Here is a 17,642-nt window from a genome sequence, read left to right on the forward strand (position 1 = left end):
TACCATGCTGGATATAAAGTTTATCCGGGAGAATCCCGAGGCCGTTAAGGAGAACATCAAGAAGAAGTTCCAGGACCAGAAGCTGCCCCTGGTGGACCAGGTCATCGCTCTGGACGAGGAGAACCGGGCCGCCATGACCGAGGCCAATGAGCTGCGCGCCAGCCGCAACAGCCTCTCCAAGCAGATCGGCATGCTCATGGGCCAGGCCAAGAAGGACCCCTCCAAGCTGGAGGAGGCTGAGGCCGTCAAGGCCCAGGTGAAGGCCAACGCCGACCGTCTCCAGGAGCTGGAGGAGAAGGAGGCCAAGCTGGCCGAGGAGATCCGCCACATCATGCTCCAGATCCCCAACATCATCGACCCCTCCGTGCCCATCGGCCCCGACGACTCCTGCAACGTGGAGGTCCAGCGCTTCGGCGAGCCCGTCACCCCTGACTTTGAGATTCCCTACCACACCCAGATCATGGAGTCCTTCGACGGCATCGACATGGACTCCGCCGGCCGCGTCTCCGGCAACGGCTTCTACTACCTCATGGGCGACATCGCCCGGCTCCACGAGGCCGTGCTGGCCTACGCCCGTGACTTCATGATCGGCAAGGGCTTCACCTTCTGCGTGCCCCCCTTCATGATCCACGGCAACGTGGTGGAGGGCGTTATGTCCCAGACCGAGATGGACGCCATGATGTATAAGATTGAGGGCGAGGACCTGTACCTCATCGGCACCTCCGAGCACTCCATGATCGGCAAGTTCATCGACCAGATCATCCCCGAGGACAAGCTGCCCCAGACCCTCACCTCCTACTCCCCCTGCTTCCGCAAGGAGAAGGGCGCCCACGGCATCGAGGAGCGCGGCGTCTACCGCATCCACCAGTTCGAGAAGCAGGAGATGGTGGTGGTCTGCAAGCCCGAGGACTCCATGAAGTGGTATGAGCAGATGTGGCGCTACTCCGTGGAGCTGTTCCGCTCCCTGGACATCCCCGTCCGCCAGCTGGAGTGCTGCTCCGGCGACCTGGCCGACCTGAAGGTCAAGTCCTGCGACATCGAGGCCTGGTCCCCCCGCCAGCAGAAGTACTTCGAGGTGTGCTCCTGCTCCAACCTGGGCGACGCTCAGGCCCGCCGCCTGAAGATGCGCGTCAAGGGCGAGAAGGGCATGTACCTGCCCCACACCCTGAACAACACCGTGGTGGCTCCTCCCCGTATGCTCATCGCCTTCCTGGAGAACAACCTCCAGGCCGACGGCACCGTGAACATCCCTGCCGTCCTCCGTCCCTACATGGGCGGCCAGGAGAAGCTGGTGCCCAAGCACTAAGTTTTCCACAGGATGTCCACTTCGGACCATGTGATAACAAATCGTAATATTTTACCAAAATAATACTCCCGTCTCCAGCCGTTTCCGGTCCTCCGGATCGGTCAAAGGGTCATTTTGGCCCCTGAAAACCGCTCCAGAACGGAATTTGCCCGAAACCCTTGGGCCCCAAGGGTTTCGGGACACGGGTTTTCCCTGAAGGAGACGGGAGCCCCTCCGGCGGCCAAAAAACCGCTGCAGGAACAAGGAGAACAACATGCACGCCTTCCTTTCCGAATTCAAGACCTTCATCGCCCGGGGCAACGTGCTGGACATGGCGGTGGGCGTCATCATCGGCGGCGCCTTCAAGGCCATCGCCGACTCCCTCACCAACGACATCCTCATGCCCCTGCTGGGCATTCTGGTGGGACGGGTGTCCTTTGCCGATCTGGCCCTCACCCTGGGCGAGGCCCAGATCGCCTACGGCAATTTTATTGAGGCGGTCCTGAACTTCCTCATTATGGCCTTCGCGGTGTTCTGCATCGTCAAGGCGGTCAACCGCTTCCACCGGAAAAAGGCGGAGGCCCCCAAGGCGCCCCCCGCCCCCTCCAACGAGGAGAAGCTGCTCATGGAGATCCGGGACCTGCTGAAGGAGAAGTCCTGACCTCCCCCCTCCCCTGCCCCACAGGGGAACCACACAAAAAGGAGCGACTATGTCACACCACACCAATCCGCCGGAACATCCGGAGAAGGACAAGGGCTACACCCCTGCCTCCCCCGTCAAACGCACCCTGGCCTGGATCGCCCTGGCCTACGTGCTCATCTTCCTGGCCCTCACCACCTACTACTTCTATAACGGCACCATGCTGGGCAACCTGGGGCCCCTTCTCACCGTACCCGGCCTCATTGGCATGGGGGCGGTGGCCCTGGTGAGCTGGCGCTCCAACGGAACTCCGGGAAAGCTGCCCGCCATCCTGCTGGCCCTGCTGTGCTGGCTGCTGGCCGCCGCCACCCTGCCGGTGGGGCTCGCCGGTCTTATGTCCAATTTCGGAGGCTGAGCCATGGAAGCATTGATTGCCCAGGGGCTGGAGGAGCTGGGCCTCACCGCCCAGGTGCCTGACCAGGCCCCCGCGCAGCTGGCGGAGTACGGCCGGCTGCTGCTGGAAAAAAATCAGGTGATGAACCTCACCGCCATCCGGGAGGAGGACGGAGTAGCACGGCTCCACATGCTGGACTGCGCCGCCCTGCTCCGCTATGCGGATTTTCAGGGGAAAACCCTCATCGACGTGGGCACCGGGGCGGGCTTCCCCGGCCTGGCCCTGAAAATCCTGGTGCCCTCCTTAAAGGTCACTCTGCTGGACTCCCTGGGAAAGCGGGTGGACTGGCTCAATGAGGTGGCCGCCCGGCTGGGCCTCAGCGGCGTGGAGGCCATCCACGCCCGGGCCGAGGAACAGGCCCAGGTGAAGGGCTTCCGGGACAGCTTTGACTTTGTCACCGCCCGGGCGGTGGCCGACCTGCGGCTTTTAAGCGAGCTGTGCCTCCCCTACGCCAAGGTGGGCGGCGTGTTTCTGTCCATGAAGTCGGTGGAGTCCGGCCCCGAGCTGGAGGGCGCTGCCCACGCCATCAAGTTTATGGGCGGCCGGGTGCGGGAGACGGTGGACTACACCATCCCCGGCACCGACGTCACCCACCGGGTCATTCTGGTGGACAAGGTGGCCCCCACTTTAAAGGGCTACCCCCGCCGATGGGCAAAAATCCAAAAAGATCCCCTGTAATCCGGGGACAGCGCTCCGGGCCTTTGCCCTATCTCCCTTTTCCTGCTCTTCCAGTTTTCAACCAGAGCAGGAAAGTCATTCCAGTTACCTGTTTTGGCCGGTTTCTGGTCAAAAAAACGAAACTGTGTTTGATTTTCTACGCACATTTGTTACTTTTTTGGGATTTTTTACAAAAAAACCATTGACGCATATTAAATTTGTGGTACACTTTTAATTGGTAAGTTAGGAGGCTTTTCATGGGTGTCGTAATCACAGTTACCTCCGGAAAGGGAGGCACGGGAAAAACCTCCATTACCGGCGGCGTTGCCGCCTCCCTGGCCCTTATGGGGCGCAGGGTTCTGTGCATCGATATGGACATTGGCCTTCGTAATCTGGACATCTCTCTGGGCCTGAGCGACCGGGCGCTGATGGACTTTACGGACGTGGCCATGGGCTACTGCCCCCTGGCCCGCGCCGCAGTGAACCATCCCGCGCTGCCCGGTCTTTCTCTGCTCACCGCGCCCATGTCCCTGCCCAGCGGGCTCACCGCAAGCAAAATCCGCGCCCTGCTGGACACCGCCCGTTCCCTCTACGACGCCATTCTCATTGACTCCCCCGCCGGTCTGGGTGTGGGGTTCCGCATGGCCGCCTGCGGCGCCGACCGGGCGCTGGTCGTGGCCACCAGCGACACCTCCTCCCTGCGGGACGCACAGCGCACCGTGCTGGCTCTGGCCCACCTGAACCAGGTCCATCTGGTGATGAACCGGATTCAGCCCAAGCTTCTGCACAAGCTGCGCACCACCATTGACGACGCCATGGACACCGCGGGGCTCCCCCTCATGGGCGTGGTCCCCGAGGACCCGCGGGTAATGCTGGCCGCCAACCGGGGCGTGCCTCTGGCCACCCTGGAGCGGAAGGGCGCCACCCTGGCCTGCTGGAACATTGCCCAGCGTCTGGAGGGCCGCCAGGTCCCCATTATGCGCATCCGATGAATTTTCTTGGCCCAACGGCCATAGGTACTTACATGAAGGAGGTAATGCCACCGTGAACATCGCACTGATGAGCCATACCAAAAAGCAGGACCTTATGGTTCAGTTCTGCACCGCCTACTGCGGCGTATTGTCCAAGCATACCGTCTGCGCCACCAACGCCACCGGCCGTATGGTTGCCGAGGCCACCGGGCTGCCCGTCAGCCTGTTTTTGTCCCATGAGCACGGCGGCATTGAGCAGATTGGCCAGCGCATCGTCTACAACGAAATCGACATGGTCCTGTTCTTCAACTCCCCCCTGGATAACGAGATGGACAAGGATATCCTCTACATCTCCCGCCTGTGCGACCAGCACTCCGTCCCCATGGCCACCAACGTGGCTACCGCCGAGCTTCTCATCCACGGCCTGGCGCGGGGCGACCTGGACTGGCGCGAGGTTATGAACCCTAACCGGGTCCCCTTTGCCCTGTAAGACTTGACTTTTTCCCCATTTTGGGGTAGCATTAAGTCCATCCACCGCCGTGACGGCGCATGAGTAGCCCGGTTACCGCCCAACAGAGAGAAACCCCCTCGGCTGAAAGGGTTTTGGGGAAATGGCCCGGAGGAAGACAGCGTCAGCAGCGGGCCCGGAGACGGGTGCGGTCTCCTTCCCGCAACAGAAGGCGAAAGGGGCGCTTTGCAGCGCCTGAAATTGGGTGGCACCACGAAGCGTGTTCGCGCTCTCGTCCCAATTATGGGATGAGAGCGCTCTTTTTTTCCCCAGGATTGGGTACTCTACTCTCGTATGAACCAAACCCAACCCCGCACCCCTGCACAACACAAAGCCGGGTGCAGCCCCGGGCGGGCGGATGAGGACATCCACCCCTACCCCAGATGGCATCACCAAACCCTAACGGGCGGATGATATCCGCCCCTACGGAAAAGCGGAAAGCCGCCCTCTGCGGGCGTATGGGGACATCCCCCCTACCCCAGATGGCATTACCAGACCCTGCCGGGCGGATGATATCCGCCCCTACGAACCTGCGGAACACCCAAAGGCGAGGGGAAGAGCCGTGTCTGCCCACCCCCCTCCTTACGGGCGCAGAGGCGAAGCGAAGCTTCGCATAAAGTTCTTTGCCAAGCTTTCTTTCAAGAAAGCGGGGCGGGGAGAAAGGAGTTTTTCTGATGTTGGTCATTCCTGTGTGTTTCCACAAGCACCACCTTCCCCAAGGGGAAGGATAATGAAAGGAAGCGGCCCTATGCCGCCGCGGAGGTGTTGTGTCCTCCGCCGCACTTCAAAAAACCAATTCAGAAAGGATTGCTTTTCTTATGAGTATTGTTCAGCCTCGTACCCTGTCCGGTTTCATGGAGCTTCTCCCCGCCCGGCAGATTCAGTTTGACCGCATGGCCGCCATCATCCGGGAGTCCTTCTCCCTCTACGGCTTCACTCCCCTGGACACCCCCCTCATCGAGGCCAGCGAGGTGCTGCTGGCCAAGGGCGGCGGCGAGACCGAGAAGCAGATCTACCGCTTCACCAAGGGCGACAGCGACCTGTCCCTCCGCTTTGACCTGACCGTCCCCCTGGCCAAGTACGTGGCCCTCAACTACGCCAACCTGGCCTTTCCCTTCCGCCGCTTCCAGATCGGCAAGGTCTACCGGGGCGAGCGCGCCCAGCGCGGCCGCTTCCGCGAGTTCTACCAGGCCGACATTGACATCATCGGCGACGGCAAGCTGGACATCTCCAACGACGCCGAGATTCCCGCCATCATCTACCGCACCTTCACCTCCCTGGGCCTGAAGCGCTTCCAGATCCGGGTGAACAACCGCAAGGTGCTCAACGGCTTCTACGCCATGCTGGATCTGACCCACAAGTCCGGCCTCATCATGCGCACCGTGGACAAGCTGGAGAAGATCGGCGCCCCCCAGGTGCGGGAGCTCCTCATGGGCGAGGAAATCGGCCTCACCACCCAGCAGGCCGCCGAAATCATGAACTTCATCGCCATCACCGGCTCCAACCAGGAGGTCCTGAAGGCCCTGGAGGCCTACCGCGGCCGTCACCCCCTCTTTGACGAGGGCCTGGACGAGCTGAACACCGTCACCCGCAACCTGGCCGCCTTCGGTGTGCCCGAGGCCAACTTCGCCGTGGACCTGACCATCGCCCGGGGACTGGATTACTACACCGGCACCGTCTATGAGACCACCATGCTGGATCACCCCGAAATCGGCTCCATCTGCTCCGGCGGCCGGTACGACAACCTGGCCGAGTACTACACCGAGAAGCAGCTGCCCGGCGTGGGCATCTCCATCGGCCTCACCCGCCTGTTCTTCGTGCTGGAGGACCAGGGCTACCTGAACGACCAGCTGAACACCGCCCCCGCCGACGCCCTCATCCTGCCCATGACCGACGACATGGCTCCCGCCATCTCCCTGGCCACCACCCTGCGCAACCAGGGCGTCCGGGTGCAGATCTACGGCGAGCAGAAGAAGTTCAAGCAGAAGATGTCCTACGCCGACAAGCTGGGCGTGCCCTACGTCATCTTCCTGGGCGAGGAGGAGATTGCCGCCGGTGTGTGTGCCGTGAAGAACATGCGCTCCGGCGAGCAGGTGAAGCTGTCCCCCGCCGACGCTCTGGCCCACATCCAGGCCGGCCTGGTGGAGCTCAACCAGGGCACCCCCATCCTGGACAAGGGCGACCAGCTTTCTTGAAAGAAAGCTGGGCAAAGAACTTTTTGCGAAGCTGCCGCTTCGCCTCTGCGTCCACCTGATGGTATTGGGGAAAATATTTGAGATAATTCCATTTCTATTTGGAATATTTTAATTCAATAATACAAACTGGAGTTGATTTTTGTGGATAATCTTCAGGGTTTCCACCGCAGCCATTACTGCGGAGACCTTCGACTGAGCGACGCGGGCAAGACCGTGTCCCTGTGCGGCTGGGTGCAGCGGCAGCGGGACCTGGGCGGCCTCATCTTTGTGGACCTGCGGGACCGCACCGGCCTCATCCAGCTGTCCTTCGACGACAGCACCGACAAGGCCATCTTTGAGAAGGCGGCCTCCCTGCGCGCCGAGTTCGTGGTGGCCGCGGTGGGCACCGTCCGGGAGCGCGAGAGCAAGACCAACAAGATCGCCACCGGCGATGTGGAGGTGTACGTGACCGAGCTGCGCCTGCTGGCTAAGTCCGACACCCCGCCCTTTGAGATTGTGGAGCACTCCAAGGCCAACGACATGCTGCGCCTGAAGTACCGCTATCTGGACCTGCGCCGCCCCGAGATGCAGCAGGCCATCGCCACCCGCCACAAGATCACCAAGATTGCCCGGGACTACTTCGACGAGCAGGGCTTCCTGGAGATTGAGACCCCCATCCTCACCAAGTCCACCCCCGAGGGCGCCCGGGACTATCTGGTGCCCTCCCGGGTCCATCCGGGCAAGTTCTATGCCCTGCCCCAGTCCCCCCAGCAGTACAAGCAGCTGCTGATGCTCTCCGGCTTTGACCGCTACTTCCAGATCGCCCGCTGCTTCCGGGACGAGGATCTGCGTGCCGACCGTCAGCCGGAATTCACCCAGATCGACCTGGAGATGTCCTTCGTCAACGAGGACGATATCATGTCCATCCAGGAGGGCTTCCTGAAGCGGGTCTTCAAGGAGGTCCTGGATGTGGACGTGCAGACCCCCTTCCAGCGTATGCCCTGGCAGGAGGCCATGGATCGCTTCGGCTCCGACAAGCCCGACCTGCGCTTCGGCTTTGAGCTGAAGGACATCAGCGACATCGTGAAGGACTGCGGCTTCGGCGTGTTCTCCGGCCCCGTCCAGGCGGGCGGCTCCGTGCGCCTCATCAACGTCAACGGCCACGCCGGTGACTTCCCCCGGAAGAAGATTGACAAGCTGGTGGACTTCGTCAAGACCTACAAGGCCAAGGGTCTGGCCTGGGCCCGCCTGGTGGACGGCCAGATGACCTCCTCCTACGCCAAGTTCCTCACCGAGGAGGAGAACAAAGCCATTCTGGGCCGGGCCGGCGCCAAGGACGGCGACCTGGTGCTCATTGTGGGCGACGAGAAGAACACCGTGGTGTGGGCCGCCCTGGGCGCCCTGCGCTGCGAGGTGGCCCGTCAGCTGGGCATCCTGGACCCCAAGGACTTCAAGTTCCTGTGGGTCACCGAGTTCCCCATGTTCGAGTGGAGCGAGGAGGAGGGCCGCTATCAGGCCATGCACCACCCCTTCACCGCCCCCATGGTGGAGGACGAGGACAAGATTCTCTCCGACAAGGCCAACTGCCGCGCCCGTGCCTACGACATCGTCCTGAACGGCACCGAGCTGGGCGGCGGCTCCATCCGCATTAACACCCCCGAGATGCAGGAGAAGGCCTTCCAGGCCCTGGGCATCTCCGAGGAGGACATTCAGGAGCGCTTCGGCCACCTGGTGGGCGCCTTCAAGTTCGGTGCGCCTCCCCACGGCGGCCTGGCCTACGGCCTGGACCGTCTGTGCATGCTCATGGCCGGCGCCAGCTCCATCCGGGACGTCATCGCCTTCCCCAAGGTGCAGAATGCTTCCGATTTGATGATGGCCTGCCCCGACTTTGTGGATGACAAGCAGCTGGATGATCTGTCCATCGCTGTCACCCGCAAGGAGCAGGATGAACCCGAAGCCTGATTCTTCCCTCTTGTCATCCACAAAGGGGCCCCACGGCACGTGGGGCGCGCCCTTTGGCGCGTAAAATCGAAGCCGAAGGCGGAGATTTGCGCAGGGCGAACAAGGTGAATTGCCCCAAAATGGGGCAAGAGAAGGTGGCCTGGGCCATTCACTTCGCCCGAGCATTTGAAATCCCGAGGGGTCCCCGCAAAATAGAATTTTGCGGGGAGGGATGATAAGCAGCTGGATGATTTGAGCATCGCTGTCACCCGCAAGGAGCAGGACGATCCCCAGGAGTAACCTACTTTTTTCGAGAAAAAAGTAGGCAAAAAAGCTTTGTGCAAAACTTCGTTTTGCCTCTGTCGTTGAAACAGGCAGGAGGAGAACCGCCAAAACGGGGTTCTCCTCCTGTTTTTTTGAACGGAACACCTAGATTCCACCCTCCCCTTTTTCATCAGGGCCCGCCTGTGATGTGGCCGGGGAGATTTTAATTTCGGAGGTAACTGCCATGCCGCCCCAACAGCTGTTGGAAACGTTACTCATTGTCTGTCCCCTGGTCTTTCTCGGCGGCATCGTGGATGCGGTGGCCGGAGGGGGAGGCCTCATCACCCTGCCCGCCTATCTGCTGGCCGGTCTGCCCGCCCACGCGGCCTCCGCCACCAACAAGTGCGGCAACACCTTCGGCACCCTGCTGTCCACCTACCGCTTTTTCAAACAGGGGCGGATTCACCTCCCCAGCGCCCTGTTCGGCGGGGCTGGCGCTCTGGCCGGGGCCTGGCTGGGGGTGCAGCTGAATCTGATTATGCCCGAGCGCTATCTCTACTACCTGATGCTCATTGTGGTCCCCATCATGGCCCTGTTCCTGCTGTTTAAGGGTGAATTCGGCACGGAGAACGGCTCCCACCGGTTTTCCACCCGGCAGCTCATTGTCATGGTGCTGGCCATTGGAATTGCCCTGGGCACCTACGATGGATTTTTTGGCCCCGGCACCGGCACCTTTCTGATGCTGGCCTTCACCGGTATTTGCAAGTTTGACCTGCTCACCGCCTCGGGCAACACCAAGGTGGCCAATGCGGCCTCCAATGTGGCCTCCCTCATCACCTTTGCCCTGGCGGGGGAGGTGGTTTGGGCGGTGGGCATCCCCGCCGCCCTGTGCGGCATTGCGGGCAATTACATCGGCTCCAGCCTGGCCCTGAAAAATGGCGCCCGGGTCATCCGACCCATGTTTTTTGTCGTTCTCACCCTGCTGGTCATCCGCCTGGTCTTTGACCTGGTGACCGGCTGAAGGCATCCCCATTCTATTTTGTCAGGAGGAACACACCATGAAGCTGGTACAATTCTGGAAGGACAACGCCCCGGCCCTGGGGCTTATGACGGAGGGCGGCATTGTGGATGTGGCCGCCGAGGGAGCCCGCCGTGGGCTCGCCGTCCCCACCACCATGGAGGAGGCCATCGCCCAGGGCGCGGAGGGCCTGGAAGCCCTGAACACCCTGTGTGAGGGCGCCCAGTGCTTCACCACCGCCCCCCTGGCCCCGGTGGTCACCAACAGCTCCAAGATCCTGTGCATCGGCCTCAACTACCGCCAGCACGCCAAGGAATGCAACCTCCCCCTCCCCCCTGCCCCGGTGCTGTTCAACAAGTTTTCCACCGCCCTGGCCGCCCACGGGGACTGCATCAAGCTGCCTGATGAATACAAAGAGTATGATTATGAGGCAGAATTGGTAGCTGTAATGGGAAAACCTGCCCGGAACGTCTCCCCGGAGGAGGCGCTAAGCTATGTTTACGGCTATACCTGCGGCAACGACCTGTCCACCCGGGACCTTCAGTTTGCCCGGGGCAACCAGTGGGTGCTGTCCAAGTCCCTGGACGGCTTCGGCCCGGTGGGACCCTGTCTGGTCCCTGCCGGCGAGCTGGACCCCCAGAATCTGGACATCTCCTCCACCGTCAACGGGGAGCTGCGCCAGAATTCCAACACCAGCGACATGATCTTCTCCCTGGCGGAGATCATCGCCGACCTGTCCCGCCACTTCACCCTCCTGCCCGGGGATATTATCTTCACCGGCACTCCCTCCGGGGTGATGCAGGGCTACCCGGCGGACCAGAAACAGTGGCTCCGCCCAGGGGACAAGGTGTCCGTCACCATTGAGGGCATCGGCACCTTGGAAAACACCTTCTGCTGAACCAATAAAACCAAAAAAGCGGTCGGACCGTTCTGTTGAGGACGGTCCGACCGTTTTATGTAACCTTATATTTAACCAATAATGAGCATGAGAACGGGAATGGTGATAAAGCTGGCCAGGGTGGACAGGGTGGATCCCACGGCGGCATAGCGCTCGTCGGCGCCGAAGGCTCCGGCCATCACCGTTACCTGGCTGGGCACCGGCAGGGCGGACTCCACCAGGAACACGCTAAGAGGCAGGCCGGTCATGCCGAACAGGCGGCAGAACCCCAGACAGATCACCGGGGCGACGGCCAGGCGCATCACCAGCATGGTGGGCAGTCCCTTCATAAGCCGTAGGTTCTTTAGCCCCACCTCATAGACAATAAAGCCGCAGTAAATAAGGGCCAGCGGGGAGACGGAATCGGAGATGTACCCGGCAAACTTCATAATCGGCTGGGGCAGGCGCAGGTCCAGCAGCAGGAGCAGGATGGTAAACAGCACCGCCACAATGGGGGGCTTGGAGAAGAGGTCCTTGAGGAAGCCGCCCACCGTGGTTTTGCCTCCCGGCTTGGTGCCTGCGTGCTCCACCAGCATGAAGCCGGCGGACTGGAGGAAGGTGGTGTTGGCCAGGTAGTAGAGCATCAGGTAGGGCATGCAGGCGTCCCCAAAGAGCTGGGTGGACACGGGGATACCGATGAACAGGGTATTGGAAAAGCCCGCCATCACCACAAAGACGCCCCGGCGTTCCCGGGGCAGCCGCAGCAGCCAGCCCAGCACCGCAGAGAGGAGCAGGGTGGTCCCCACCCCCAGCAGGCCGCAGGCCACCATCAGCGCCGCCTGAGCCAGACTGTCGTGGTCCAGGTTGTTCAAAAGCCCCGCCACACAGTTGCAGGGGACGGCAATGTTCACCACATACTTACTGATAAAATTCTTCTCCCGCTGGGTCATCCAGCCCAGCCTGCCCATGAAATAGCCCACCGACATAATCATGAGCAGCACCAGCGAGGCGGACAGGGCGTTGAAAAACCCCTCCATGGCCACACTTCCTCTCTCCCGGAACACTCCCCTTCCTCCCGCCAGAGGGAGGGGGCAAAAGGGGCTCCGGGGCATGCTATGCTGCCGGAGCCCGCAGTTGGTATTTGAATTTATTCCGCCGTGGGCGCTTCGGGCTTGGCCCCTCCTCCACGGGAGCGGCGGCGACGGCGGCGGGGCCGCTTCTCACCGCTGGGCGCACCCTCTCCGCTGCGTTCACCCTGGGGCGCGGGAGCCTTGGGGGCCGCCTGGGCGGGCCGGGAACGGCGGCTCTGGCCGTTTCCCTCCTCCCGGGCGGGACGCACCTCGCTTCCGCCCTCGGCGGGAGCAGCGCCCTCCCCTCTGGGACGGCGGCTGCGGCGACGGCGGCGGCGGGCAGGCTTTTCCTCCTCCCCGGCCTCCTCCTCCCCGGAAACAGGGGCGGGGGCAGGCACAGGCGCGGGCGCAGGGGCGGCGCTGGTCTGAGCACTGCGCTGGAACACCGCCTCCAGAGCGGCGGCCAGGCTGCCCTCCTGGGGCTGAATCACCGGGGTTTCCTCCTCGGTGGGACGGCGCAGCTTGGCCAGCTCCTCCAGGGGGGGCTGCACATAGCCCTCCGGCCGCTTGCCCTTGCCGTTGCGGATGACGCACAGCTCGCAGTTGTGGTAGCACTTGGGGCTCTCCGGATCGGATTCCAGCCGCACCTGCACCGTCTGGCGCAGCAGGTTCACGCTGGACACCGTACCCGCCCCGTCAGGGGTCTCTACAAAGGACTCCTGCTTGGGGGCGCTCTTTACCAGATCCTCATAGGCCTCCTGCTCATACTTCAGGCAGCACATCAGCCGCCCGCAGGTGCCGGAAATCTTGGTGGGGTTCAGGGACAGATTCTGGGTCTTGGCCATCTTGATGGACACGGGCTGGAACTCGTCCAAAAACTGGCTGCAGCAGAAGGGACGGCCGCAGATACCCAGGCCGCCCAGCATTTTGGCCTCGTCCCGCACGCCGATCTGCCGCAGCTCGATGCGGGCGTGAATGGCCCCCGCCAGGTCCTTCACCAGGGCCCGGAAGTCCACACGGCCCTCCGAGGTGAAGAAGAAGAGCACCTTGTTGCCCTCAAAGCTATATTCCACATCCACCAGCTTCATGTCCAGGCCGTGCTGGGCAATCTTCTCCTGGCAGATCTGGAAGGCCTTGGCCTCCTTCTCCTTGTTCTTCTCCAGGGTCTTGTGGTCCTCCTCGGTGGCCGCCCGGATCACCGGGCGGAGAGGAGCGGTGAGCTCCATCTCGTCAATGAGGGTGTTGCCCTGGCTGCAGGTGCCCAGCTCCACTCCCCGGGAGGTCTCCACAATGACCCCGTCCCCCTCCTGGAACTGCCGTCCGTCGGGGTTAAAATAGTATTGCTTGCCGCCGCTTTTAAAGCGGACGCTGATAATCTCAATCATGCGTTCCTTCGCTCCTTACTTCCGGGTCATCCCCGGCCTTCAATCGGGACAGAACATGCCCGCACACAGCCAGCCCGCCAGCTGGCCCGGATTGGCGTTGAGCCGGGCCGCGCCCCGCAGGGTACGCACCAGCTCCACACCCCGGAGCAGCCGCTTCCGGTCGCCGCCCTGGGCGGCACGGGCCCCCAGCTGGGCCTCCAGCTCGTCCAGGAAGCGGGGCAGCTCCTCCTTCCCCAGCTTGTCCAGCACCATGGAGGCCTCAAAGAGAGCCGCCTCGTCCGTCCCCGCCAGGGCGTCGCACAGCCGCGCCGCCAGGGCGCTCCGCTCCCGGCTGGCCTCGCCGCCCCCCTCCAGGGCCTCCACCGCCCGGCCCAGCAGGCCCTGGCAGTCCAGAGCTGCCTTTTGAAGCTCCTCCCGGCTCTTTTCCGGGAAGCGCCCCTCCAGCCAGGCCAGCGCCTCTTTGGGGTTCACGGGGGTGAGGGACAGCTCCTCACACCGGGAGCGCACCGTCTGCAGCACGGCCCCGGCATTTTCCGCCAGCAGCAGGAAGGCGGCGTACTCCGGGCCCTCCTCCAGCAGCTTGAGCATGGCGTTCTGGGCGGCGGCGTTCATCCGGTCCGCCCCCTCCAGCAGATAAATTTTCCGCTCCCCCTCGTTGGGCCGCACGTAGGCGTCCGCCCGCAGGGAACGTACCTGGTCCACACTGATGGGCTTGTCCCCATCCCCGGAGGCCACAATGACATCGGGGTGGATGCCGGCGGCCACCTTTTTGCAGGGCCCGCACTGTCCACAGGGCTTGTGGGCCCCCTGGCACAGCATGGCCTGGGCCAGCAGCCGGGCCAGGGTGTGCCGCCCCGACCCCGCAGGGCCGGAGATGAGATAGGCGTGGGACAGGCCACGCCCTTCCTCCCGCTGGGAGAGCAGCTCCTTCAGGCGGGGGTTGCCCGCCAGGGCTGAAACATCCATGGTTGTATCCTCGCTTTTTGCCCCTGGGGCAGGTGTATCAAAGGGGGCATGTTTTCCACAATCCGCCCCTTGGGTGATGGCTCAGTCCTTCAGGACGGCCACTCTGGAATTATTATAGCCGATCCGGGCCAAATAAGAAAGTTCTTTTTTCCCAATGCGCTCCCCGGGGGCCACCACCGGCACGCCGGGGGGATAGGGCGCCAGGGGGGCGGCGGCGATGCGGCCCTCACAGGCCTCCAGAGGCAGGGTCTCCGTGGGAGCAAAGAGGGCCTCCCGGGGGGTGCGGACCTGCTCCGGCAGGGGCGGGGCGGGCAGGGGCGAACAGTCCCCCAGACCGTCCTTCAGCTCCTCCAAAGCCGCTTGCAGGCGGTGGAAGTTCTCCTCCCGGTGGCAGGCGGTGCAGATGAACACCACATGGCCCCCGTCCTCCATCTCCGGGTAAATCCCCCGTTCCTCCAGGGCCCGGGCAAAGGCGGGGCCGTCCTGCACCTTCAGGGTGAAACGGCAGGGGTCCAGGGCAAAGCCGGGGCCAGGGCGCAGGCTGGGGAATTTCTCCCGCAGCTGGGTTACCCTCTGAGCCGTACGGAGATAGGCCTCTCTCCCCTCCCCTTCCAGCCAATCCCGGGCCAGATCCAGGGAAGCCATCATGGGATAGGAGGGGCTGGAGGTGCCGTACACCGCCGCCATCCGCCGCACCCGGTCGGGGTCCAATCCCTGGGTAAAAAGCAGGGCGGTCTGGCCCATGGCGGGGAGGGTCTTATGGGCGGAGACCACCACGCAGTCTGCCTCCCCAAAGGCGTCCACACCCAGGAAAGGCAGGTGGGCGCCGTGAGCGCCGTCCACCAGCAGCCGCCCGCCGTGGGCGTGGATTTCCCGGGCAATGGCGGGGATATCCGACAACACACCGGAATATGTGGGAGAGGTAATACAGACCGTTTTGATTTCCGGGTGGTTCTCCAGGGCCGTTGCCACCTGCTCCGGGGTAAAGGGACCGGTGAGGTTCTCCCCGGAACGCCAGGGGCGCTCCAGGTACACCGGGTGGAGATCCAGCAGAGCCATGGCGTGGAACACCGAGCGGTGGCAGCCCCGGTCCACCAGCACCGTGGAGCCGGGCTGGGCCAGCAGGGCAAGGCCGGTATGCAGACCCATGGTGGATCCGCCGGTGAGGAACTGGCAGTGGTCAAAGCCAGCGGCCTGGGCCCACAGGGCCTGGGCGGAGTCAAAGGGCTCCCCCGCCTCGTAGAGGTTGCCCGTGCCGGGCACCTCGGTCACGTCCAGAGGGACAAGGGGCTGAAGCTCCGGGGCGGGGAGAAAATTCCCGCTGTGGCCTGGCATGTGGAACCGGGCGTGGGCTTTGGAGACGTAGACCTTCAATGCGTCGTATAGCGGTGTGGGCATGGCGGGGCTCCCTTCGTAAAATTTTTAAATAACTATCTCACCATTTGTGAATTGATAGGAGATATTTCGCCTGCGGGTGAGACGGGGGATTAGGATGTTTCGCCTCCGGGCAAGTAACTTTCTGTGCAGACAGAAAGTTACCAAAGAGCTGCCTAGGGGAAGGGGGATTTCGATTTCCCCCTTCCCCTAGGTACCCCATCCCCTTGAAACGACCAACCTCGTCCTCGCGGACTTCATATCCTTCGCCTCGCCCTAAAGGGCAAGGCTCACTCATTCCGTCGCTCGTCCTCTCCCAATGGAACCCGCTGCGCTGGGCTTCCATTGGGTTCCCACTTCGGCCCCCTATTGGATGTACCCCCTGGGGTTGGCAGTAACCTGGAAACTTCTGCGCCGGAATAGGCCTGCGGTCGCTGAAAACGTCGGCGGGTGTGGACCTAGAACCAGTACATGTTCACGGCAGTCTTGCATATCTGGCACCCGCCACGGAGGCGGAGCGAGCACCGAACCGCCCCGCGAGGGCAGAAGAACAGGCGCGACAACTCTTGTAGGAGTAGGCACCTGTTCAAGGAACATGGAGCGGCAGCGGGCGGCATAAGGAACGGTGTCCTGTCTTTTTCCCGCGCCGGATGGAGATACAAAGTCCCTTGGTGGCTCCCCCGTAAACAAACGGGGGTCCGGGGGAGGCGGCATAAAAACACGGAGTGTTTTTCGAGACGCCATCCCCCGGTGGCGTTTTGCCTACTTTGCCGACACGGGCAAAGTAGGTCGCCCGCAGGCGAAATCTCCACGTCCCTTTCTGAAACCTGCCAAAGCAGGCGGATGATATCCGCCCCTACGAAAATGCGGAAAACCCGAAGGCGAGGGGAAATGCCGTGTCTGCCCCAGTTTTTCCTTACGGGCTCAGAAGCGAAACGAAGTTTCGCATAACGTTCTTTGCCAAGCTTTCTTTCAAGAAAGCGGGAGCGCCTGCCGGGCCGGGACACGGCAACAGCAGGCGCTCACATAAAATCATGGAAAAACAGCCTCAGCGCTTATCGGGGGCGTAGGCCACCACGGTGCGGCGGTTGGGCTCCACACCGGTGGAATAGGTGGTAACACCGGGATAATCCTGGAGGGCGGAGTGAATCACATGGCGCTCATAGGCGTTCATGGGCTCCAGGGTCATGTTCTTGCGGTACTTGACCACCTTGCCCGCCACCTTCACCGCCAGGCGCTGGAGGGACTCCTCCCGCTTGGCCCGGTAGCCCTCGGCGTCCACATGGATGCGGACCCGCTTGGACTGGCCGTGGTTGACGGCGTAGTTGGTCAGCTGCTGGATGGCATCCAGGGTCTCGCCCCGGCGACCGATGATGGCGCCCAGGCCGGTACCCTGGAGAATCACCTTATACCCCGTCTCGGGGCCGCCCAGCACCTGGGGCACAGCCTCCACCTCCAGCCGCTCCAGCAGGCCGGTGAGGAAGGTCACAATCTGCTGGGCCTTCTGGTCGTCCGGGCTGGCCGGGTCCAGAATGGGGGCGGGAGCCGGACGGGGCTCCTGAGCGCCGATGATAACCTCATCCCCCTCCTGCAGCTCGTTCTTGGGGGCGCGGGGCTTCTCCTGCCGCTCCCGGCGGGGCCGGGCCTCACGGCGGGGCTTGGGGGGCTCCCAGCCGGGCTTGGCAGCCAGGATGGTCTCCTCCTCCACAGGGGCCTCCTCCTTCGCCTCCTCCTGGACAGGAGCGGCGGCAATCACCGTCTCCTCCACAGGGGCGGGGGCGGGCTTCTTCTCCACTGCGGGAGCAGGCTTGGCCTCCTCCTTCACGGCGGCGAACAGGTCCTCCTCCAGGGGGTCCTTGATGGGCTTGGGTACCCCGTTCTCCTCCTCATAGCTCACCCGGACCTTGGCCGGGTTGCTGCCGAAGCCCAGAAATCCGGACTTGGCACGCTCCATTACCTCCACCGACACGTCGTCCCGTTCCAGACCCAGCTGGAACAGAGCCGCCGCAATGGCGTCCTCCTCAGAACGCCCGGTGGTCTCAATCCACTTTCTCATGG

General features: G+C 62.9%; 15 protein-coding genes. 10 read left to right on the forward strand and 5 right to left on the reverse strand.

Features of this window, described 5'->3' with window-relative positions:
• The first annotated feature begins 4 nt into the window (after positions 1-4).
• From serS to AC3YUO_RS10985, 10 genes are all read left to right on the forward strand, one after another.
• Positions 5-1,306, forward strand: coding sequence for a serine--tRNA ligase (serS, locus tag AC3YUO_RS10940; RefSeq protein WP_489963069.1), 1,302 nt, complete (start codon positions 5-7; stop codon positions 1,304-1,306).
• Between the two features lie 253 nt (positions 1,307-1,559).
• The gene (mscL, locus tag AC3YUO_RS10945; RefSeq protein WP_489963070.1) at positions 1,560-1,946 is read left to right on the forward strand and encodes a large-conductance mechanosensitive channel protein MscL; all 387 of its coding nucleotides are present in this window, start codon (positions 1,560-1,562) and stop codon (positions 1,944-1,946) included.
• A 49-nt stretch (positions 1,947-1,995) separates the two neighbouring features.
• Positions 1,996-2,340: a hypothetical protein gene (locus AC3YUO_RS10950; protein WP_489963071.1), complete on the forward strand. Its 345-nt coding sequence runs from the start codon at positions 1,996-1,998 to the stop codon at positions 2,338-2,340.
• 3 nt (positions 2,341-2,343) lie between these two features.
• On the forward strand, positions 2,344-3,057 hold the full coding sequence (gene rsmG, locus AC3YUO_RS10955) for a 16S rRNA (guanine(527)-N(7))-methyltransferase RsmG (RefSeq protein WP_489963072.1): 714 nt from the start codon (positions 2,344-2,346) through the stop codon (positions 3,055-3,057).
• Between the two features lie 236 nt (positions 3,058-3,293).
• Complete coding sequence (locus AC3YUO_RS10960) at positions 3,294-4,028, forward strand: nucleotide-binding protein (protein WP_489963073.1); 735 nt, start codon at positions 3,294-3,296, stop codon at positions 4,026-4,028.
• A 52-nt stretch (positions 4,029-4,080) separates the two neighbouring features.
• Positions 4,081-4,497, forward strand: coding sequence for a methylglyoxal synthase (locus AC3YUO_RS10965; RefSeq protein ID WP_489963074.1), 417 nt, complete (start codon positions 4,081-4,083; stop codon positions 4,495-4,497).
• 836 nt (positions 4,498-5,333) lie between these two features.
• The gene (gene hisS / locus AC3YUO_RS10970) at positions 5,334-6,710 is read left to right on the forward strand and encodes a histidine--tRNA ligase (RefSeq protein ID WP_489963075.1); all 1,377 of its coding nucleotides are present in this window, start codon (positions 5,334-5,336) and stop codon (positions 6,708-6,710) included.
• A gap of 141 nt (positions 6,711-6,851) precedes the next feature.
• Entirely contained in the window at positions 6,852-8,651 is a 1,800-nt protein-coding gene (gene aspS / locus AC3YUO_RS10975) for an aspartate--tRNA ligase (RefSeq protein WP_489963076.1), read from the forward strand.
• A 487-nt stretch (positions 8,652-9,138) separates the two neighbouring features.
• The gene (locus AC3YUO_RS10980; protein ID WP_489963077.1) at positions 9,139-9,915 is read left to right on the forward strand and encodes a sulfite exporter TauE/SafE family protein; all 777 of its coding nucleotides are present in this window, start codon (positions 9,139-9,141) and stop codon (positions 9,913-9,915) included.
• 37 nt (positions 9,916-9,952) lie between these two features.
• Positions 9,953-10,810, forward strand: coding sequence for a fumarylacetoacetate hydrolase family protein (locus tag AC3YUO_RS10985; RefSeq protein ID WP_489963078.1), 858 nt, complete (start codon positions 9,953-9,955; stop codon positions 10,808-10,810).
• Between the two features lie 71 nt (positions 10,811-10,881).
• On the opposite strand, the gene AC3YUO_RS10990 is transcribed toward AC3YUO_RS10985, so the two are convergent.
• From AC3YUO_RS10990 to jag, 5 genes are all read right to left on the reverse strand, one after another.
• Positions 10,882-11,853 carry an AEC family transporter gene (locus AC3YUO_RS10990; protein WP_489963079.1) on the reverse strand — a complete coding sequence of 324 codons (972 nt, stop codon included), beginning with the start codon at positions 11,851-11,853 and terminating at the stop codon, positions 10,882-10,884.
• 83 nt (positions 11,854-11,936) lie between these two features.
• Positions 11,937-13,244, reverse strand: a complete 1,308-nt coding sequence (locus tag AC3YUO_RS10995; RefSeq protein ID WP_489963080.1) for a PSP1 domain-containing protein — start codon at positions 13,242-13,244, stop codon at positions 11,937-11,939.
• 39 nt (positions 13,245-13,283) lie between these two features.
• Entirely contained in the window at positions 13,284-14,210 is a 927-nt protein-coding gene (locus tag AC3YUO_RS11000; protein ID WP_489963081.1) for a DNA polymerase III subunit, read from the reverse strand.
• 81 nt (positions 14,211-14,291) lie between these two features.
• A complete protein-coding gene (locus AC3YUO_RS11005) occupies positions 14,292-15,608 on the reverse strand; it encodes an aminotransferase class I/II-fold pyridoxal phosphate-dependent enzyme (RefSeq protein WP_489963082.1) in 1,317 nt (438 codons plus the stop codon).
• 1,024 nt (positions 15,609-16,632) lie between these two features.
• On the reverse strand, positions 16,633-17,640 hold the full coding sequence (jag, locus tag AC3YUO_RS11010) for an RNA-binding cell elongation regulator Jag/EloR (RefSeq protein WP_489963083.1): 1,008 nt from the start codon (positions 17,638-17,640) through the stop codon (positions 16,633-16,635).
• Positions 17,641-17,642 lie beyond the last annotated feature (2 nt).

The organism is Pseudoflavonifractor sp. HNCC25GI2 (genome assembly GCF_058136395.1).

Coding starts and splice junctions, on each gene's coding strand:
- serS (WP_489963069.1), top strand. CDS start 5: ATGCTGGATATAAAGTTTATCCGGGAGAATCCCGAGGCCGTTAAGGAG.
- mscL (WP_489963070.1), top strand. CDS start 1,560: ATGCACGCCTTCCTTTCCGAATTCAAGACCTTCATCGCCCGGGGCAAC.
- AC3YUO_RS10950 (WP_489963071.1), top strand. CDS start 1,996: ATGTCACACCACACCAATCCGCCGGAACATCCGGAGAAGGACAAGGGC.
- rsmG (WP_489963072.1), top strand. CDS start 2,344: ATGGAAGCATTGATTGCCCAGGGGCTGGAGGAGCTGGGCCTCACCGCC.
- AC3YUO_RS10960 (WP_489963073.1), top strand. CDS start 3,294: ATGGGTGTCGTAATCACAGTTACCTCCGGAAAGGGAGGCACGGGAAAA.
- hisS (WP_489963075.1), top strand. CDS start 5,334: ATGAGTATTGTTCAGCCTCGTACCCTGTCCGGTTTCATGGAGCTTCTC.
- AC3YUO_RS10980 (WP_489963077.1), top strand. CDS start 9,139: ATGCCGCCCCAACAGCTGTTGGAAACGTTACTCATTGTCTGTCCCCTG.
- AC3YUO_RS10985 (WP_489963078.1), top strand. CDS start 9,953: ATGAAGCTGGTACAATTCTGGAAGGACAACGCCCCGGCCCTGGGGCTT.
- AC3YUO_RS10995 (WP_489963080.1), bottom strand. CDS start 13,244: ATGATTGAGATTATCAGCGTCCGCTTTAAAAGCGGCGGCAAGCAATAC.
- AC3YUO_RS11000 (WP_489963081.1), bottom strand. CDS start 14,210: ATGGATGTTTCAGCCCTGGCGGGCAACCCCCGCCTGAAGGAGCTGCTC.
- AC3YUO_RS11005 (WP_489963082.1), bottom strand. CDS start 15,608: ATGCCCACACCGCTATACGACGCATTGAAGGTCTACGTCTCCAAAGCC.
- jag (WP_489963083.1), bottom strand. CDS start 17,640: ATGAGAAAGTGGATTGAGACCACCGGGCGTTCTGAGGAGGACGCCATT.